Source organism: Achromobacter sp. K91 (assembly GCF_003576205.1).
GTDB classification, from domain to species: domain Bacteria; phylum Pseudomonadota; class Gammaproteobacteria; order Burkholderiales; family Burkholderiaceae_B; genus Achromobacter; species Achromobacter aegrifaciens.
Genome location: NZ_QWFB01000012.1, coordinates 82,071 through 96,551, shown reverse-complemented (window position 1 = coordinate 96,551; position 14,481 = coordinate 82,071). Strand labels below are relative to the sequence as shown.

Annotated in this window: 16 protein-coding genes; 8 read left to right on the top strand and 8 right to left on the bottom strand. The window is 67.3% G+C overall.

The features are described from left to right. Positions 1 to 108: 108 nt before the first annotated feature. Positions 109 to 744: a hypothetical protein gene (locus tag DXK93_RS02770; RefSeq protein WP_119449298.1), complete on the top strand. Its 636-nt coding sequence runs from the start codon at positions 109 to 111 to the stop codon at positions 742 to 744. A gap of 98 nt (positions 745 to 842) precedes the next feature. Beyond that, a complete protein-coding gene (gene hpaR / locus DXK93_RS02765) occupies positions 843 to 1,307 on the top strand; it encodes a homoprotocatechuate degradation operon regulator HpaR (protein ID WP_054452418.1) in 465 nt (154 codons plus the stop codon). Here the strand turns inward: hpaR and hpaD are convergent, their stop codons facing one another. Both hpaD and hpaE read right to left on the bottom strand, forming a co-directional pair. After that, positions 1,308 to 2,159 (bottom strand): 3,4-dihydroxyphenylacetate 2,3-dioxygenase, encoded by an 852-nt coding sequence (gene hpaD / locus DXK93_RS02760; protein ID WP_054452420.1) that lies wholly within the window; start codon positions 2,157 to 2,159, stop codon positions 1,308 to 1,310. It lies immediately after the preceding gene. Between the two features lie 37 nt (positions 2,160 to 2,196). Further along, positions 2,197 to 3,663 (bottom strand): 5-carboxymethyl-2-hydroxymuconate semialdehyde dehydrogenase, encoded by a 1,467-nt coding sequence (gene hpaE, locus DXK93_RS02755; protein ID WP_119449297.1) that lies wholly within the window; start codon positions 3,661 to 3,663, stop codon positions 2,197 to 2,199. A 201-nt stretch (positions 3,664 to 3,864) separates the two neighbouring features. On the opposite strand from hpaE, the gene DXK93_RS02750 reads away from it, so the two are divergent. The 4 genes from DXK93_RS02750 to hpaI are packed head-to-tail and all read left to right on the top strand — an operon-like array spanning position 3,865 to position 7,322. Continuing rightward, on the top strand, positions 3,865 to 4,905 hold the full coding sequence (locus tag DXK93_RS02750) for a fumarylacetoacetate hydrolase family protein (RefSeq protein WP_119449364.1): 1,041 nt from the start codon (positions 3,865 to 3,867) through the stop codon (positions 4,903 to 4,905). A gap of 15 nt (positions 4,906 to 4,920) precedes the next feature. Next, positions 4,921 to 5,670 (top strand): fumarylacetoacetate hydrolase family protein, encoded by a 750-nt coding sequence (locus tag DXK93_RS02745; RefSeq protein WP_119449296.1) that lies wholly within the window; start codon positions 4,921 to 4,923, stop codon positions 5,668 to 5,670. 33 nt (positions 5,671 to 5,703) lie between these two features. Then, positions 5,704 to 6,507, top strand: a complete 804-nt coding sequence (gene hpaH, locus DXK93_RS02740; RefSeq protein WP_119449295.1) for a 2-oxo-hept-4-ene-1,7-dioate hydratase — start codon at positions 5,704 to 5,706, stop codon at positions 6,505 to 6,507. 14 nt (positions 6,508 to 6,521) lie between these two features. Beyond that, positions 6,522 to 7,322 (top strand): 4-hydroxy-2-oxoheptanedioate aldolase, encoded by an 801-nt coding sequence (hpaI, locus tag DXK93_RS02735; protein WP_119449294.1) that lies wholly within the window; start codon positions 6,522 to 6,524, stop codon positions 7,320 to 7,322. Here hpaI and DXK93_RS02730 read toward each other — a convergent pair. The 3 genes from DXK93_RS02730 to DXK93_RS02720 all read right to left on the bottom strand — a co-directional run bounded on the left by DXK93_RS02730 (position 7,316) and on the right by DXK93_RS02720 (position 10,046). Further along, complete coding sequence (locus tag DXK93_RS02730) at positions 7,316 to 8,092, bottom strand: alpha/beta fold hydrolase (RefSeq protein WP_119449293.1); 777 nt, start codon at positions 8,090 to 8,092, stop codon at positions 7,316 to 7,318. The two genes, hpaI and DXK93_RS02730, sit on opposite strands and share 7 nt — an antisense overlap. 10 nt (positions 8,093 to 8,102) lie before the next feature. After that, positions 8,103 to 9,080, bottom strand: a complete 978-nt coding sequence (locus tag DXK93_RS02725) for a tripartite tricarboxylate transporter substrate binding protein (RefSeq protein ID WP_119449292.1) — start codon at positions 9,078 to 9,080, stop codon at positions 8,103 to 8,105. A gap of 72 nt (positions 9,081 to 9,152) precedes the next feature. Next, positions 9,153 to 10,046, bottom strand: coding sequence for an MBL fold metallo-hydrolase (locus DXK93_RS02720; protein WP_013394808.1), 894 nt, complete (start codon positions 10,044 to 10,046; stop codon positions 9,153 to 9,155). A 109-nt stretch (positions 10,047 to 10,155) separates the two neighbouring features. Between DXK93_RS02720 and DXK93_RS02715 the strand changes: the two genes are divergently transcribed. Continuing rightward, positions 10,156 to 11,109 carry a LysR substrate-binding domain-containing protein gene (locus tag DXK93_RS02715; RefSeq protein ID WP_054452434.1) on the top strand — a complete coding sequence of 318 codons (954 nt, stop codon included), beginning with the start codon at positions 10,156 to 10,158 and terminating at the stop codon, positions 11,107 to 11,109. A 21-nt stretch (positions 11,110 to 11,130) separates the two neighbouring features. Here DXK93_RS02715 and DXK93_RS02710 read toward each other — a convergent pair whose 3' ends face one another. Next, on the bottom strand, positions 11,131 to 11,511 hold the full coding sequence (locus DXK93_RS02710) for a tautomerase family protein (protein ID WP_054452436.1): 381 nt from the start codon (positions 11,509 to 11,511) through the stop codon (positions 11,131 to 11,133). An 81-nt stretch (positions 11,512 to 11,592) separates the two neighbouring features. Between DXK93_RS02710 and DXK93_RS02705 the strand changes: the two genes are divergently transcribed. Further along, entirely contained in the window at positions 11,593 to 12,450 is an 858-nt protein-coding gene (locus tag DXK93_RS02705; RefSeq protein WP_054452438.1) for a LysR substrate-binding domain-containing protein, read from the top strand. 17 nt (positions 12,451 to 12,467) lie between these two features. On the opposite strand, the gene DXK93_RS02700 is transcribed toward DXK93_RS02705, so the two are convergent. Then, entirely contained in the window at positions 12,468 to 13,187 is a 720-nt protein-coding gene (locus DXK93_RS02700; protein ID WP_042794220.1) for an SDR family oxidoreductase, read from the bottom strand. 154 nt (positions 13,188 to 13,341) lie between these two features. After that, on the bottom strand, positions 13,342 to 14,469 hold the full coding sequence (gene alr, locus DXK93_RS02695; RefSeq protein WP_119449291.1) for an alanine racemase: 1,128 nt from the start codon (positions 14,467 to 14,469) through the stop codon (positions 13,342 to 13,344). Between the last annotated feature and the right edge of the window lie 12 nt (positions 14,470 to 14,481).

Below are 14,481 nucleotides of genomic sequence, written 5' to 3'. Positions count from 1 at the left end.
GGAACAGGACCCGAGCTACGACGAGACCGCCGGACCACCGGCGCGGCGTGCGCAGAGGTCAGACGCGGATGCGCCTTGCCACCAGGCGCATGTGCGAGGAGTACGCGCATGAGCATTACCTACCGCCCCCCTTTCGACGAAGACGATGAACGGGATCTGCGCGCCTTGTATCGCAGGCACGGTCCCGGCGCCAATCCCGAATTGGACGCGGCAGTGCGCCGCCGTTGGCATCCCGGCCATAGCTGGCACCCCGCCTGGGGCGCTGCCGCTTGCGCGGCCATGGTCTTCGGCCTGTTCGCCTGGACCGAGATGCGCGAAGCCCAGGACTTTCCCGAGCAGAACACGCCTGTCATCACCCCCCACGAAATAGGGACAAGCTCGGAACGCGCGCCCGCGCTGCTGTCCACGCCTGCGCAAGCGCCCGCCGAACAGTCCGCGCCCGTCACCGAACGCGTGGCCGCGCCGCCGCAAGAAACGGCGCCGCAAGCCGCTCCTGCCCAGGAAGCCGCCCCCGTCGCTCAGGAAACCTCGCCCGCGGAACAACCAGCCGCCGAGCCCGCCACGCCGGAAACGCCCGCCCTCAGCGATCAAGACATCGAAGCCCGCGTGACCCACATCCGGGCGCTGGTGCGCGAGGAACAGCAGGAAGAGGCAGTACAGGCGCTGCGCGAATTGCAGCAGGCCGCCCCCGACCTGACCCTGCCCGACGACCTGCAGGAACTGGCCCAGCAGAACCCCGCCTGATCACCGCCACCCATCGGCGCCGCGCCCGGCGCGGACCGATGGGCGCGCGCGTCCGATTTCGCTGCGGCGCGGCCCGGCTTCTTGCTAACATAGCCGCCATGAGTCCGAGCTTCCACCACCGCAATCTCCCCCATCTGCTGCTCTACGCGCGTGAAACGCTGATGGCGCACTTCCGCCCCATCCTGCACGCCGCGGGCGTCACCGAACAACAATGGCGGGTGCTGCGCACGCTGAGCGAAGTGGGCTCCATGGAACCCAACCAGATCGCCCGCACCTGCCAGATTCTCAGCCCCAGCCTCACGCGCATGCTGGCGGGCATGCAGGAACAGGGCCTGATCAAGCGCACGCGCTCCAGCGCCGATCAGCGGCGCCAGGAAATTTCGCTGACGCCCAAGAGCAACAAGCTGATCGACCGCATGCGTCCGCAAGTGGACGCGAAGTACCAGGAAATCGAGGCCCGGATCGGCAAGGAATTGCTGGACCGCCTGTATCGCGACGTCGACACCATGGTCGAACTGATCAAGCGCGAGCCCGCCGACGCGCGCGCCTCCGAAGAAGAATGATCAGGCCGGCACCGGGAAGATCGCGTTGATCTGCCCCGTGCCGGAACTGGCGAAGTAATCCGTCACGATCTCCACCGGCTGGTCGTAGCCGTCCCAGCCCAACAGGCCCAGCAGCATCGCGGTATCGTGCATGCCGCCCTCGCCCACGCACAGGTCCGCGTATTCGGGCAGCATGGCGCAGAAGGCCTTCCAGTCGCCCTGGCGCCACAACTCCACCACCCGCAAGTCCACCTGCCGGAAGAACTCGCGGCTGATCTGGTGCATGGCGGCCTCGGGGCTGCCGTTGTCGTTGAAGCGATGCGACAGCGAACCGCTGGCCAGCACCGCCACGCGGCTGTCGCTGGCCTCGATGGCCTGGCGCAACGCCGCGCCGAAGCGGCGGCTTTCGTCCAGCGAGTGCCAGGCGCACCAGGCGGCTACCGACACCACGTTGAAGCGCCCGTCGCCATTCATGTAGCGCATCGGCACCAGTGTGCCGTACTCCAGTTCCAGGCTGTCGATTTCATGCGAACGCGTGCCCACGCCCGCGGCGTTGGCGCATTCAGCGATGCGGCGCCCCAGTTGCGGATTGCCGCGGTAGGCGTAATCCATGTCCTTGATGAAATGCGGCAGCTCGTTGCTGGTGTAGCGGCCCTTGAAGCCGCTGTTGCAGTTCACGTGATAGCCGCCGTTGACCAGCCAGTGCACGTCCAGCACCACGATGCTGTCCACGTCCAGGTCGCGGCAACGCTGGCCGATGATGCGATGTCCCTGGATCGCCGCCTCCCTGCAACCCTGGTGCTTGCCAGGCAGTTCCGAAAGATACATGGACGGCACATGCGTTACCTTGGCCGCCAGCGCGAGCTTGCCCATGATGCTAGTCTCCTCGTTCTTGTGGTCGGGGCCGGATTCAGACGCCCCATCTGGGGATGTGGTGGCTGCCCATGGACACGCACACGTTCTTGATCTCGGCAAAGACCTCGTAACTGTATTCGCCGCCTTCGCGTCCCGTGCCCGATTCCTTGGTGCCGCCGAAGGGCTGGCGCAGGTCGCGCACATTCTGGCTGTTGATGAATACCATGCCCGCCTCGATGCCGCGGGCCAGTCGGTGCGCCCGCCCAATGTCGCGGGTCCAGATGTAGGACGCGAGACCGTACTTCACGTCATTGGCCAGCGCCAGGCCCTCGGCCTCGTCCTTGAATGGCAGCAGGCAGGCGACCGGTCCGAAGATCTCTTCCTGCGCGCAACGCATGCGGTTGTCGACATCCGCCAGCACCGTAGGGCTGACGAAGTTGCCACCCGCCAGATGGGCCGGCAAGCCTGCGGGCCGGTCCGCGCCGCCCGCGAGTATGCGCGCGCCTTCCTGCTCGGCCAGGCGGATGTAGCCCGTGACCTTTTCCCAGTGCTGGCGCGTGATCATCGCGCCCACGTGGGTATTGTCATCGGTGGGGTCGCCCACGGCCAGGCGCTGCGCGCGTTCGGCAAACCTGCGCACGAAATCGTCGTAAATGGATTGCTGGATGAAGATGCGCGAACCCGCGGTGCAGCGTTCGCCGTTGAGCGAAAAGATGGTGAAGAGCGCCGCGTCCAGCGCGCGCTCCACGTCCGCGTCGTCGAAGATCAGCACGGGCGACTTGCCGCCCAGTTCCATCGAATACTTCTTGACGCCGCCAGCGCTGGCCAGGATCTTCTTGCCGGTCACGGTGCCGCCGGTGAACGAGATTGCGCGCACGCCGGGATGCCGCACCAGCGCATCGCCAGCGGTGGCGCCGTAGCCCTGCACCACGTTCAGCACGCCGGCCGGAATGCCGGCCTCCAGCGCCAGCATCCCGAGCTGGTCCGCCGTCAGCGGCGAAAGCTCGGACATCTTCAGCACCGCCGTATTGCCCAGCGCCAGGCAAGGCGCCGTCTTCCAGGTGGCGGTCATGAACGGCACGTTCCAGGGCGACACCAGCGCGCACACGCCCACCGGCTGGTACAGCGTGTAGTTCAGCATCTGGTCGTCCACCGGATAGGTGTGGCCGTTCATGCGCGTGCAGACCTCGGCGAAGAAATTGAAATTCTCCGAGGCGCGCGGGATCAGCTGCTTGCGGGTCTGCGAGATCGGCAGCCCGGTGTCGCGGGTTTCCAGTTCGGCCAGCTGCGGCACGTTCTGGTCTATCAGTTCGCCCAGCCTGCGCATCAGGCGGGCACGTTCCTTGGCAGGCGTGTTGGCCCATTTGGGGAAGGCCTCGGCGGCTGCCGCGACGGCCGCGTCGATCTCGGTCTGCCCGCCCGCGGCCACCTCGGCGATGGGTTCGCCCGTGGCCGGGTTGCTGGTGATGAAGCGGTCGCGGCTGTCGACCTGCTTGCCGTTGATCCAGTGCTTGATGCTCACGCGCGGCTCCTCGTCCTGTCCGCGCCGGACCGTCCGGCGCAAATTTAATTAACAAGTTAACGTTATGCTTGCCGGAACGCGCTGTCAACGTCGGGAAACCCCCAGGCGGAACAGGCCCTGGCAACCCTATGGCCGATTGTTGCCATCGCAGTTTTTCATTAAACTAGTTAACATGATAATTACATCATGCGGAGCAAGGCCATGCCCCATATCTGGATCGAATACTCAGGCAATCTGGCCCTGGATACGCAGGCGCTGATGCGGACCGTGCAGGACGCCGCCGTGGGCGACGGCAGCCTGTTCCCGCTGGCCGGCGCGCGCACCCGCGCGCTGCGCGTGGATGATTGCCTGATCGTCGACGGCCATCCCGACAACGCCTTCGTCCACGTGGTGCTGCGCATCGGCCACGGCCGCAATGCAGAACAGAAAGCCGCCCTGGGCGAGCGGGTGTTCCAGGCGCTGACCGCCGCGCTGGCGCCGCAGATGGCGGCGCGCCCGCTCGGCATCTCGATGCAGATCGAGGAAGCCGACCCGGTGCTGAACTACAAGCTCAACAACTACCGCGAACACCTGGCCGCGCGCGCAGCCGCAGCCACGGCGCCGTGGCCGCGGACCGTGGTGGGCGCGGCGCTGAACACGCGCCAGGCGCTGGCCGCGCTGGGCGAGGCTGTGGACGCGCCCCCCTACAAGGCCGCGCCCAAGGCGCCCGTGCTCTACATCAAGCCGGCCAATACCTATGCCCGCAATGGCGACGTGATCGCCCTGCCCGCCGACGTGGACGAGGTCGAAGTGGGCGCCTGCCTGGGCGTGGTGTTCGCCCGCCGTGCGACCCGCGTGAGCGAAGCCGAGGCGCTGGACTATGTGGCGGGGTACCGCGTGGTGGCGGACCTGTCCGTGCCGCACGCCAGCTACTTCCGCCCCGCGCTCAAGCAGAAATGCCGCGACGGCTTCTGCCCCATCGGCCAGGATCTCGCCCCCGTGGCCGCGGTCGGCGACGTGGATGCCCTGGACATCGAAGTGCGCATCGACGGCCAGGTGGCGCAGCGCGCCAGCACCGCCGACCTGATCCGTCCCGTAGCGCGGCTGATCGCCGACGTGACCCAGTTCATGACGCTGGAAGCGGGCGACATCCTGTTGGCCGGCACGCCTCACGGCGCGCCGCGCGCGCGCGCCGGACAGCGCTACGAGATCAGCATTTCCCGGGTTGGCACGCTGGGCAATGCGCTGGCCGCCGCCCGATAAGCCCAGGAGCCCGCCATGAAACATGCCCGTATTTCCCTGGACGGCGTCATCCATGCCGCCACCGAAGCCGGCCCCGGCCAGGTCCGCCTGGCCGACGGACGCGTGTATGCCGAAGACGCGTTGCAATGGCTGCCGCCCTTCGAGCCGCGCACCACCTTCACGCTGGCCATCAACTATGCCGACCACGCCAAGGAACTGGCGTTCAAGGCCCCGGACGAGCCGCTGGGCTTCCTCAAGGCCGCCAACACCTTCGTCGGGCACCGCGCCCAGACCTTGCGCCCCGCCGACGTCGCCTTCATGCACTACGAATGCGAACTGGCGGTGGTGATAGGCAAGACCGCCAGCAAGGTCAGCCGCGCCCAGGCCTATGACTGCGTGGCCGGCTACACCGTGGCCAACGACTATGCGCTGCGCGACTACCTGGAAAACTGGTACCGCCCCAATCTGCGCGTGAAAAGCCGCGACACCTGCACACCGCTAGGCCCCTGGCTGGTGGACCGCGACGACGTGCCCGACCCCATGAACCTCAACCTGCGCACCACCGTCAATGGCGTGGAGACGCAGCGCGGCAATACCCGCGACATGGTGTTCGACGTGCCCGCGCTGATCGAGTACTTCAGCAGCTTCATGACGCTCTCGCCCGGCGACCTGATCCTGACCGGCACGCCCGACGGCATCGTCAACGTGCAGCCCGGCGACGAAGTCGTGACCGAGATCGAAGGCGTGGGACGGCTGGTCAACACGCTCGTCCCCTTCCCCAATTGATTCCACTCCAACTCCATGACACCTGGAACTCCGATGCTAGATAAAGATACCGTGCGCGCCATCGCCGCGCGCCTGCACGAAGCCGAACGCACCCGCCAGCAGATCCGCCAGATTTCGCTCGAGTACCCCGACATCACCATTGCCGACGCCTATGCCATCCAGCGCGCCTGGATGGACATCAAGCTGGCCGAAGGCCGCATCAAGCGCGGCCACAAGATCGGCCTGACCTCGCGCGCCATGCAACAGGCCTCGCAGATCGACGAACCCGACTTCGGCATGCTGCTGGACGACATGTTCTTCAATGACGGCGCGGACATACCCGCGGGCCGCTTCATCCTGCCGCGGCTGGAAGTCGAACTCGCCTTCGTGCTGGGCAAGCGCCTGCAAGGCCCCGACGTCACGCTGTTCCAGGTCTATGACGCGGTCGACTACGTGATCCCGGCGCTGGAAATCATCGACGCGCGCTCGCACAGCATCGACCCCGACAGCAAGCGCCCGCGCAAGGTGTTCGACACCATTGCCGACAATGCCGCCAACGCCGGCGTGGTGATGGGCGGACGGCCGGTGAAGATCGGCGAGCTGGACCTGCGCTGGATCGGCGCCATCCTGTCGCGCAACGCCGTGATCGAGGAAACCGGCGTGGCCGCAGGCGTCTTGAACCATCCCGCCAATGGCGTAGTATGGCTGGCGAACAAGCTGGCCGCCCACGACGTGGCGCTGGAAGCGGGAGAGATCATCCTGTCGGGCTCCTTCACCCGGCCGGTGCTGGCCCGCCCTGGCGATACCTTCAACGTCGATTACGGCGTGCTGGGTTCCGTCAACTGCCATTTCATCTGACCACGCCACCATCCATGGACATACTGACCAACACCTTCAAGCAGGCCCTGCGCAGCGGCAAGCCCCAGATCGGCCTGTGGGCGGGCCTGGCCAGCGCCTACTCCACCGAAATCATCGCTGGCGCGGGCTTCAACTGGCTGCTGATCGACGGCGAGCACGCGCCCAACACCTTGCAGACCACGCTGCAACAGCTGCAATCCATGGCCGCCTATCCGGTCGCTCCGGTGGTGCGGCCGGCCTGGAACGACGCGGTGCAGATCAAGCAGATCCTGGACACCGGCGCGCAGACGCTGCTGGTGCCCATGGTGCAATCCGCGGAAGAAGCCGCGGCCGCCGTGGCCGCGGTGCGCTATCCGCCGCAAGGCGTGCGCGGCGTGGGCAGCGCGCTGGCCCGTTCGTCGCGCTGGAACCGCATCCCCGACTACCTGCGCCGCGCCAATGACGAGATGTGCGTGCTGGTGCAGATCGAAACGCCGCGCGGCGTGGACGCGCTGGAAGAGATCCTCGCGGTGGACGGCGTGGACGGCGCCTTCATCGGCCCGGCCGACCTCTCGGCCAGCATGGGCTACCTGGGCCAGCCGGAGCATCCGGAAGTGGTCAAGGCGATCGACGACGCCATCCTGCGCATCGTGCGCAGCGGCAAGGCCGCCGGCATCCTGCATAGCGGCGTGGACCGCGCCAAGCACTATCTGTCGCTGGGCGCGACCTTCGTCGCCGTGGGCGTGGACGCAACCCTGCTGGCGCGCGCGGCCGAACAGCTGGCGGGCCAATTCAAGAACGCGGCCGCCCCCGTGGCGGCCAAGGGTCCCTACTGACCCGCAGGCCGGGGCGCACCGTCCCGGCCCGCCAGGAACTCGCGCACGGCGGTATTGAACAATAGCGGGCGCTCCAGGTGCGCGGCATGCCCGCAGTCCGGCAGCACGCACAGGCTGCCGTGGGTCAAGGCGGCGCGCAAGGCCAGCGCCGAGGGCAGCGGATGGCTGCGTTCAAGTTCGCCCGATATGACCAGCACCGGCGCGCGCACCGCCGCCAGCGCCTGCGTGTAGTCCACGCCCGCAACTGCCGCGATCATCGAGGCCGCGCCGGCCGCGCTCATGGTCATGCCGTCTTCCAGGCAGCCCGCGTAGGCCGGTGCCTGCTCCCCCTGCCGGAACCAGGCGCCCAGCACGCGCCTGGCGGTGGCCCGCGGGCCGTCCGCGCGCAGGCGCGCCAAGGTCTGGTCCATGGGCTCAAAGCGCGCGGCGCCATCTACCCTCAAGCCCGCGCCGTACAGCACGGCACGGCCGACGCGCCCCGGAACCGCGCACAGCAGCTGCTGCGCAACGAAGCCGCTGAACGAATGCCCCAATACGTCGAAGCTGGCGATGCCCAGTTCATCCGCCAGCGCGACGAGCGCGTCCGCGTAGGCCGGCAAACCCTGCAAGGGAGCCGCTTGCGCGCCGCGTCCGAAGCCCGGCCAATCCACGGCGATCACGTCATGCTCATCGGCCAGCGCGCCCAACAGGCCGCTCCAGATCGCGGACGATGAACAGAAACCATGCAGCAGGAACAGCGGGCGGCCTGAACCGCGGCGCGTGTACTTCATGTCCCGCTCCTCAGTTGTCCAGCACCACGCCGGATTCGCGCACCACCGCCTGCCATTGCGGCGCTTCGCGGCGCCAGGCCGAGGCGAACGACGCGGGCGTGTCCTGTCCCGGTACGAAGCCGCCCGCCAGGAACGCCTGGCGCACCTCCGGCAAGGCCAGCACCTCGTGCAGGACGTCGGCAAAGCGCGCCACGCGCTCGGGCGGCGTGCCCTTGGGCGCGGCAAAGCCCCACCAGTTGCCCTGCACCACGTCCGGCATGCCAGCCTCGGCCGCGGTAGGCACGTCGGGCAGGCCGGCAAAGCGCTCGGGAGCCGCCACCGCCAAGGCCCGCACCTTGCCCTGCGGCATGTAGGCCGCGGCGATGCTGTAGCCGCCGATGTACATCTGGATCTCGTTGGCCAGCAAGGCCTGCACCCCCGGCGAGGAACCGCGGTAGGCGATGTGCGTCATGCCCGCACCCATGGCATGCGACAGGCGGTAGCCGGAAAGATGCGGCGTAGTGCCCATGCCCGGCGATCCGTAGTTCAGCTTGCCGGCCTGCGCGCGCGCATACTGCGCGAACTGCGCGTAGTCCTGCGCCGGCACTTGCGCGCTGACGTAGACGAAGGCCGGCACGTCCGCCAGCTTGCCCACCGGCTCCAGGTCGGCCAGCGGATCGAAGCCCAGCTTGCGGTACAGGAACTGGTTGATGACGAAGTTGTTGGTCGCGCCCAGCACCAGCGTGTAGCCGTCGGGCTTGGCGCGCGCCACCTCCAGCGCGCCGATGTTGCCGCCGGCGCCCGTCTTGTAATCGACGACGAGAGGCTGGCCCAGACGCTTTTCCAGCAGGGGCTGGATCTGGCGCATGGCCACGTCGCCCGCCGCGCCCGGCGCGTACGGCAGGACGACGCGGATGGGATGATCGGGATACTGCGCCCGGGCGGCCAGCGGCGATGCCGCCAGGCCCCAGGCAAGCAAAACGGATACGGCGCAAGTCCGGTACGTCATGGTGTTCTCCCTGGCCGGCGGGCCGTGCCCGCGCGCGCCGGCCCGGCGGCCGGCAGGTTTTCCTCGCGGATGCTACAGGTCGATACGCATCAGATCATGGGCCAGCCGCAGCGGGCCCGAATAGTTCTTGCGGATGTCGGCCACGATCTCGTCCATCAAGTGCGGTCCCATCAGTTCCACCGGCAGATGCTTGGCCGCGGCGCGCTTGATCACCGGACTGGTCGAATCGAAATGGCCGAAGTGCGTCGCCACCAGGCTCTTGACGCCGGCGCGGCTGGCGATGATGCCAAGGTCCGTGGGGCTGGTGTGCGCATAGGTGCCCACGCCGGTCTTGGCGCGGTGCGCGATGAATGATTCTGGAAAGGTGCATTCATGGATCAACAGGTCTGCGTCCTGCGCCAGGCGCACCATGGCTTCACAGGGCGCGGTGTCGCCGCTGAACGCGATGACCTTGCCTTCGGCCTCCACCCGCACGCCGAAGCATTCGCAGACGTCGCGCGGAATGTGCTCCACCCAATCGACCGAAATGCGCACCCTGCCGTCGTCGAACACCGGCCCGGGGCTGACTTCCCGCACCTCGGGCCGCATGGCTTCCAGATTGGCCTGGCGCACCGGATAGGCGCTGCGCGCCTGGTAGTCGGTGTGGTAGGCGCCGTTCTCGAACAGGTGATCGACGAAATGGCGGGTGCCCTTCGGCCCCAGCACCAGCGGCGCGCCGGTCTTGTTCAACATCCAGCTGGAGATGACGAAGTAGGGATAGTCGCAGATGTGGTCGTGGTGCAGGTGCGTCAGGAACACGAAGCCGACCTTGGCCGGATCGACGTTGGCGCGCACCATCTGGCGCGTGGCGCCCTCGCCGCAGTCAAACAGGTAGTGGGTATCGTCATCCAGGGTCAGCAGGATGGCGGACTGGCCCCGGTCGGGATCGGGCAGCGCGGCTCCGGTTCCCAGCATCGTGATCTTCATGTTTTCCCCTTTTGCACAGGTCGGTTGAACTGCGATCCAGTATAGGGATGGGGTGCATACAATCTAATCAATTATTAGAATGCTGTGATAACCAACAGGAATTGCAAAAATGCCTGCCACACCCCGCATTCCCGAACTGCACCACATTGGCGGACGCCTGCGCATGCGCCACCTGGACCTGCTGCGCGCCCTCTATGCCCTGGGCAGCGTGCACAAGGCCGCGGCCGAGCTCGGCATGACGCAGCCCGCGGCCAGCAAGCAGCTGCTGGAACTGGAAGACATGTTCGGCGTGCCGCTGTTCCAGCGCACGCGCCGCGGCATCGTGCCCACGGGCTTCGGCCATGCGCTGGCGCGCAAGGCGGATGTGCTCTGGTCCGACCTGTCCGGCGCGCGCAACGAGATCGCCGCGCTGGCCGCCGGCGCCAGCGGCCGCATCCGCGTCGGCGTGCAGCAGGTGGCCCTGCCCGTGCTGGTGCCGCGCGCCCTGCAGCGCCTGCGCGCCGACCATGCCGGCGTCACCGTCATGCTGCAGGAAGGCGCGCACGACGCGCTGCTGGCCGGCCTGGCGCGCGGCGAACTCGATTGCGTACTGGGCCGCCTGATGCTGGACGCGACACAGCCCGTGTTCCGTACCGAGGTCCTGTACGAAGAGCCCATCTGCGTGGTGGCGCGCGTCGGCCATCCGCTGGCCAAGTCCACCCGTATCACCGCCGCTGCGCTGGCGCGGCAGGACTGGATCCTGCCGCCGCCCCAGGCGCCACTGCGCCAGCGCATCGACTCCTACTTCGCCGAACAGGGACTGACGCTGCGCGCGCCCATGGCCGAATCGGTATCGCTGCTGGCCAACGAGGTGCTGTTGCGCAGCAGCGACCTGCTTTCGGCCATGCCGCGCGCGGTGGCGCAGCACTATGCCGCGCTGGGCGTGCTGGCCATCCTGAGATTCCGCCCCGACTGGAACCTGCCGCCGGTAGGCGTGGTGCAGCGCGCGCAGGTTGAAGCGGCGCCGGCGCTGCAGCGCTTTCTGGACGCGCTGCGGGTGGAAGCTGGCGCGCTGGGCGCGTAGCGCCGCAGCCGCCTCCCGGTCTCAAGCGTATTGCGCGAGACCGTAACCGAAAGACCAGTTCTCTTTCGCCACCTCCACCAGGTTCACGAACACGTCCTCGGGCCGCAGGCCGGGATCTTCGCCCAGGCGCTGCGCGATCCGCTGGAACAGCGCCTTCTTCTGTTCCAGGCTGCGCGTGTTGTTCGCCGTGATCTGGATGTAGACGAGGTCGTCGCTGCGCGCCACGTCCATGTAGGTCGGGCTATAGCGGAAGTTCGACGCCTCATGCTCGGTCATGGTCATGAATTGGTCGTCTTCGGGAACATTGAACGTTTCGCGCATGGCCAGATAGATGTTGTCGAAGATGGCCTGGCGATAGGCTTGCGGCTTGCCAGCGCGCAATGAGACATGGACTAGCGGCATGGTGGTTCTCCGTTGTTGTGCCGTTCCATGTTAGCCATTCTGATAAGCTATGGCTCTATATTTCAATGATAAGCATCTGAAATGACTGAACGCCCACTGGATATCGCCGCGGTCAGGGCCTTTGTCCGCATTGCCGAACTGGGCAGCTTCACGCGCGCCGCCGAAGTCCTGCAGACGACGCAGGCCGCCATCAGCCTGAAACTCAAGCGGCTCGAGGACCGGCTCGGTTTCCGCCTGATCGAACGCACGCCGCGGTATGTGGAGCTTTCGGCCAGGGGCGCCGCCTTTCTTGGACAGGCGCGCGAACTGCTGGCGGCGCATGACCGTGCGCTGTCCGCGGCTGCCGAGGACAGGCAGCGCCTTGCCGTCGGCATCAGCGAACACGTGGCGGGACCGGAACTGCCGGCGCTGATCGCGCGCATGAACGCGGCGGATCCCCAGTTGCTGATCGAAATCCGGATTGCCTCATCCGGCGATTTGCTCCAGAGCTACGACCGGCGCGAACTCGATACGGTGATCGTGCGCCTGCATGCGGGACGCGATGACGGCCAAGTCCTGACCAAGGAAAAATTCGGTTGGTACGCGGCGCCCGACTGGCAGCACCGGGCAGGCGAACCGCTGCCCCTGGCCACCATGGCGCAACCTTGCGGCGTGCGCGCCATCGCCGAACAACTGCTCGACGAATCGGGCATACCGTGGACGGAAGTTTTTGTGGGCGGCGGCGTAATGGCGGTCGCGTCCGCCGTGATGGCGGGACTCGGCGTTGCGGCGCTGTCTCCGCGCATGCTGCCCTTCGGCGCGGTCGACGCGGGCCCGAGGATGGGACTGCCTGCCCTGCCGCAACTGCCGGTCTTACTGCACACCAGGGTCAGGGATGGCCGCGCGCGCGATGCGCTGACGGCCCTGGGCGCGGCGTTCCGCAGCGCAGTGAAAGGCTGAAAACAAGCCTGAAAACGTCAGGAACGGCCGCCCAGGCTGCCGCCGCCATCCACGCCCAGCACCTGGCCGGTGATGAAGCCGGCGTCGTCCGACAGCAGGAATGCAATCGCGGCCGCCACTTCGGCGGGCGTGCCCAAACGCTTCATGGGCACGGAGGCCAGCGCGCGCTTTTCGGCGTCGCTGCCGGCAGGCCGCGTGGCGCGGAACATCTCGGTTTCGATCGGGCCGGGGGCCACCGCGTTGGCGGTGACGCCGTATTCGGCCAGTTCCAGCGCCCAGGTGCGCGTGCAGCCGACCAGCGCGCTCTTGGCGGCCGAATAGGCGGTGCGCTCCAGGCCGCCGTGGATGGCGCGGCTGACCACGTTGACGATGCGCCCAGCGCGGCGCACCTTCATGGATTCGATGAAGGCCTGGGTGACTTGCACCGCCACCCGCACGTTCAGGTCGAGCACGTTGTACAGCGTGGCCAGATCGATCTCGCCCAGCGGCTGGGGCGAGACGATGCCGACGTTGTTGACCACGGCGTCGACCGGGAATTTCTCGCGGATCTCGCGCAGCACCTCTTCGGTGCGGCCGGCGTCCGCCAGGTCACAGGCATAGAGGTAGCCCGGGAAGTCCACGTCGGTGGTGTTGCGCGCGATGCCCACCACATGACAGCCCATGTCGGACAGCCGCTGAGTAAGCGCCCAGCCTATGCCTTTGGTGGCGCCCGTGACGAGCACGCATTTGTCCTTCATGGGTTGAAACCTCGCTTCTGTTTTCTTGGTAAAAAACGGGCGCTTGGGCGCCCGGTCTTCCAAGTAGACACCATCCGGCGCCACCTGTCTTGTAAATTGCGTAGCAATTCTTGCCTGCCGGACAGCCTGCCCGGCCGCAAGGGACCGGCCCTTTTCAGACGTCCCGGGTGACCGGAACGCGCGGCGCCAGGGCGCACAGCAGCTCGTAGCCGATGGTCCCGGCGGCCAGGGCCACCTCGTCCACGGAGGGGCCTTCCTCGCCCCAGAGCGACACGGGGGAGCCGACGCCGGCGGCGGGGACGGGCCCCAGATCGACGATCAGCATGTCCATGGAAACACGGCCCACCAATTGGGTGCGGATGCCGGCCACCACCACCGGCGTGCCGGTGGTGGCGTGACGCGGATAGCCGTCGGCATAGCCGCAGGCCACGATGCCGATGCGCATGGAGCGGTCGGCGCGGAAGATGGCGCCATAGCCCACCGAATCGCCGGCTTTCAAATCCTGCACGGCAATGATTTCCGATCGCAGCGACATGGCCGATTTCAGACCGAAGGAAGATGCTTCGGCGTCCGCGAACGGCGACGCGCCGTACAGGCAGATGCCCGGGCGCACCCAGTGCGCCTGGGTTTCCGAGGCAACCGCGATCTCCGCGAAGCGCAGCGTGGCAGCCGAATTGCAGACGCTGATGGCGCCCGGCATCTTATGCGTCACCGAATTGAATACCGCCAGTTGCTCGTTCACGCCCTGGGGGCCGTCGGCGCAGGCGAAATGGGTCATCTTGCCCACCGAGCCCAGCACGCCCTGCTGTTGCAGCAGCATGGCGCGCTCATGCGCCGCGGCGTAGGCGGCGGGGCTGAAGCCCAGGCGGTTCATGCCGCTGTTCAGTTTGAGCATGATGTCGACGCGGCGCGAGAAGCGCGCGCGGGCCAGCATGTCCAGTTGCTCGCGGTTGTGCACCGTGGTGCTCAGGTGGTAGCGGTCGACGATGTCCAGGTCGGAGGGTTCGAAAAAGCCTTCCAGCAGCAGGATGGGGCCGCCCCAGCCCGCCTCGCGGCAGCGCACCGCTTCGTCCAGGTCCAGCATCGCCAGGCCTTGGGCCTTGGAGAAGCCGGCCACGGCCTGCTCGATGCCGTGTCCATAGGCATTGGCCTTGATCACTGCCCAGATCGAGGGCGGCAGGCCGGAAGCCGCGGCGGCCGTCTGGTCCAGGTGGCGGCGCACGGCCGCAAGATTGTGCGCAAGCGCGGAAACGGAGACGGTGGCGGATATGGGACGCGGCATGGTGTGGGATCC

Excerpts from the sequence above, each read along its gene's own strand:
- hpaD (WP_054452420.1), bottom strand. The coding sequence starts at position 2,159 with ATGGGCAAGCTCGCGCTGGCGGCCAAGGTAACGCATGTGCCGTCCATG.
- DXK93_RS02720 (WP_013394808.1), bottom strand. The coding sequence starts at position 10,046 with ATGAAGATCACGATGCTGGGAACCGGAGCCGCGCTGCCCGATCCCGAC.
- DXK93_RS02725 (WP_119449292.1), bottom strand. The coding sequence starts at position 9,080 with ATGACGTACCGGACTTGCGCCGTATCCGTTTTGCTTGCCTGGGGCCTG.
- DXK93_RS02730 (WP_119449293.1), bottom strand. The coding sequence starts at position 8,092 with ATGAAGTACACGCGCCGCGGTTCAGGCCGCCCGCTGTTCCTGCTGCAT.
- DXK93_RS02710 (WP_054452436.1), bottom strand. The coding sequence starts at position 11,511 with ATGCCGCTAGTCCATGTCTCATTGCGCGCTGGCAAGCCGCAAGCCTAT.
- hpaI (WP_119449294.1), top strand. The coding sequence starts at position 6,522 with ATGGACATACTGACCAACACCTTCAAGCAGGCCCTGCGCAGCGGCAAG.
- DXK93_RS02745 (WP_119449296.1), top strand. The coding sequence starts at position 4,921 with ATGAAACATGCCCGTATTTCCCTGGACGGCGTCATCCATGCCGCCACC.
- hpaH (WP_119449295.1), top strand. The coding sequence starts at position 5,704 with ATGCTAGATAAAGATACCGTGCGCGCCATCGCCGCGCGCCTGCACGAA.
- DXK93_RS02715 (WP_054452434.1), top strand. The coding sequence starts at position 10,156 with ATGCCTGCCACACCCCGCATTCCCGAACTGCACCACATTGGCGGACGC.
- DXK93_RS02700 (WP_042794220.1), bottom strand. The coding sequence starts at position 13,187 with ATGAAGGACAAATGCGTGCTCGTCACGGGCGCCACCAAAGGCATAGGC.
- DXK93_RS02705 (WP_054452438.1), top strand. The coding sequence starts at position 11,593 with ATGACTGAACGCCCACTGGATATCGCCGCGGTCAGGGCCTTTGTCCGC.
- DXK93_RS02770 (WP_119449298.1), top strand. The coding sequence starts at position 109 with ATGAGCATTACCTACCGCCCCCCTTTCGACGAAGACGATGAACGGGAT.
- DXK93_RS02750 (WP_119449364.1), top strand. The coding sequence starts at position 3,865 with ATGCCCCATATCTGGATCGAATACTCAGGCAATCTGGCCCTGGATACG.
- hpaR (WP_054452418.1), top strand. The coding sequence starts at position 843 with ATGAGTCCGAGCTTCCACCACCGCAATCTCCCCCATCTGCTGCTCTAC.
- alr (WP_119449291.1), bottom strand. The coding sequence starts at position 14,469 with ATGCCGCGTCCCATATCCGCCACCGTCTCCGTTTCCGCGCTTGCGCAC.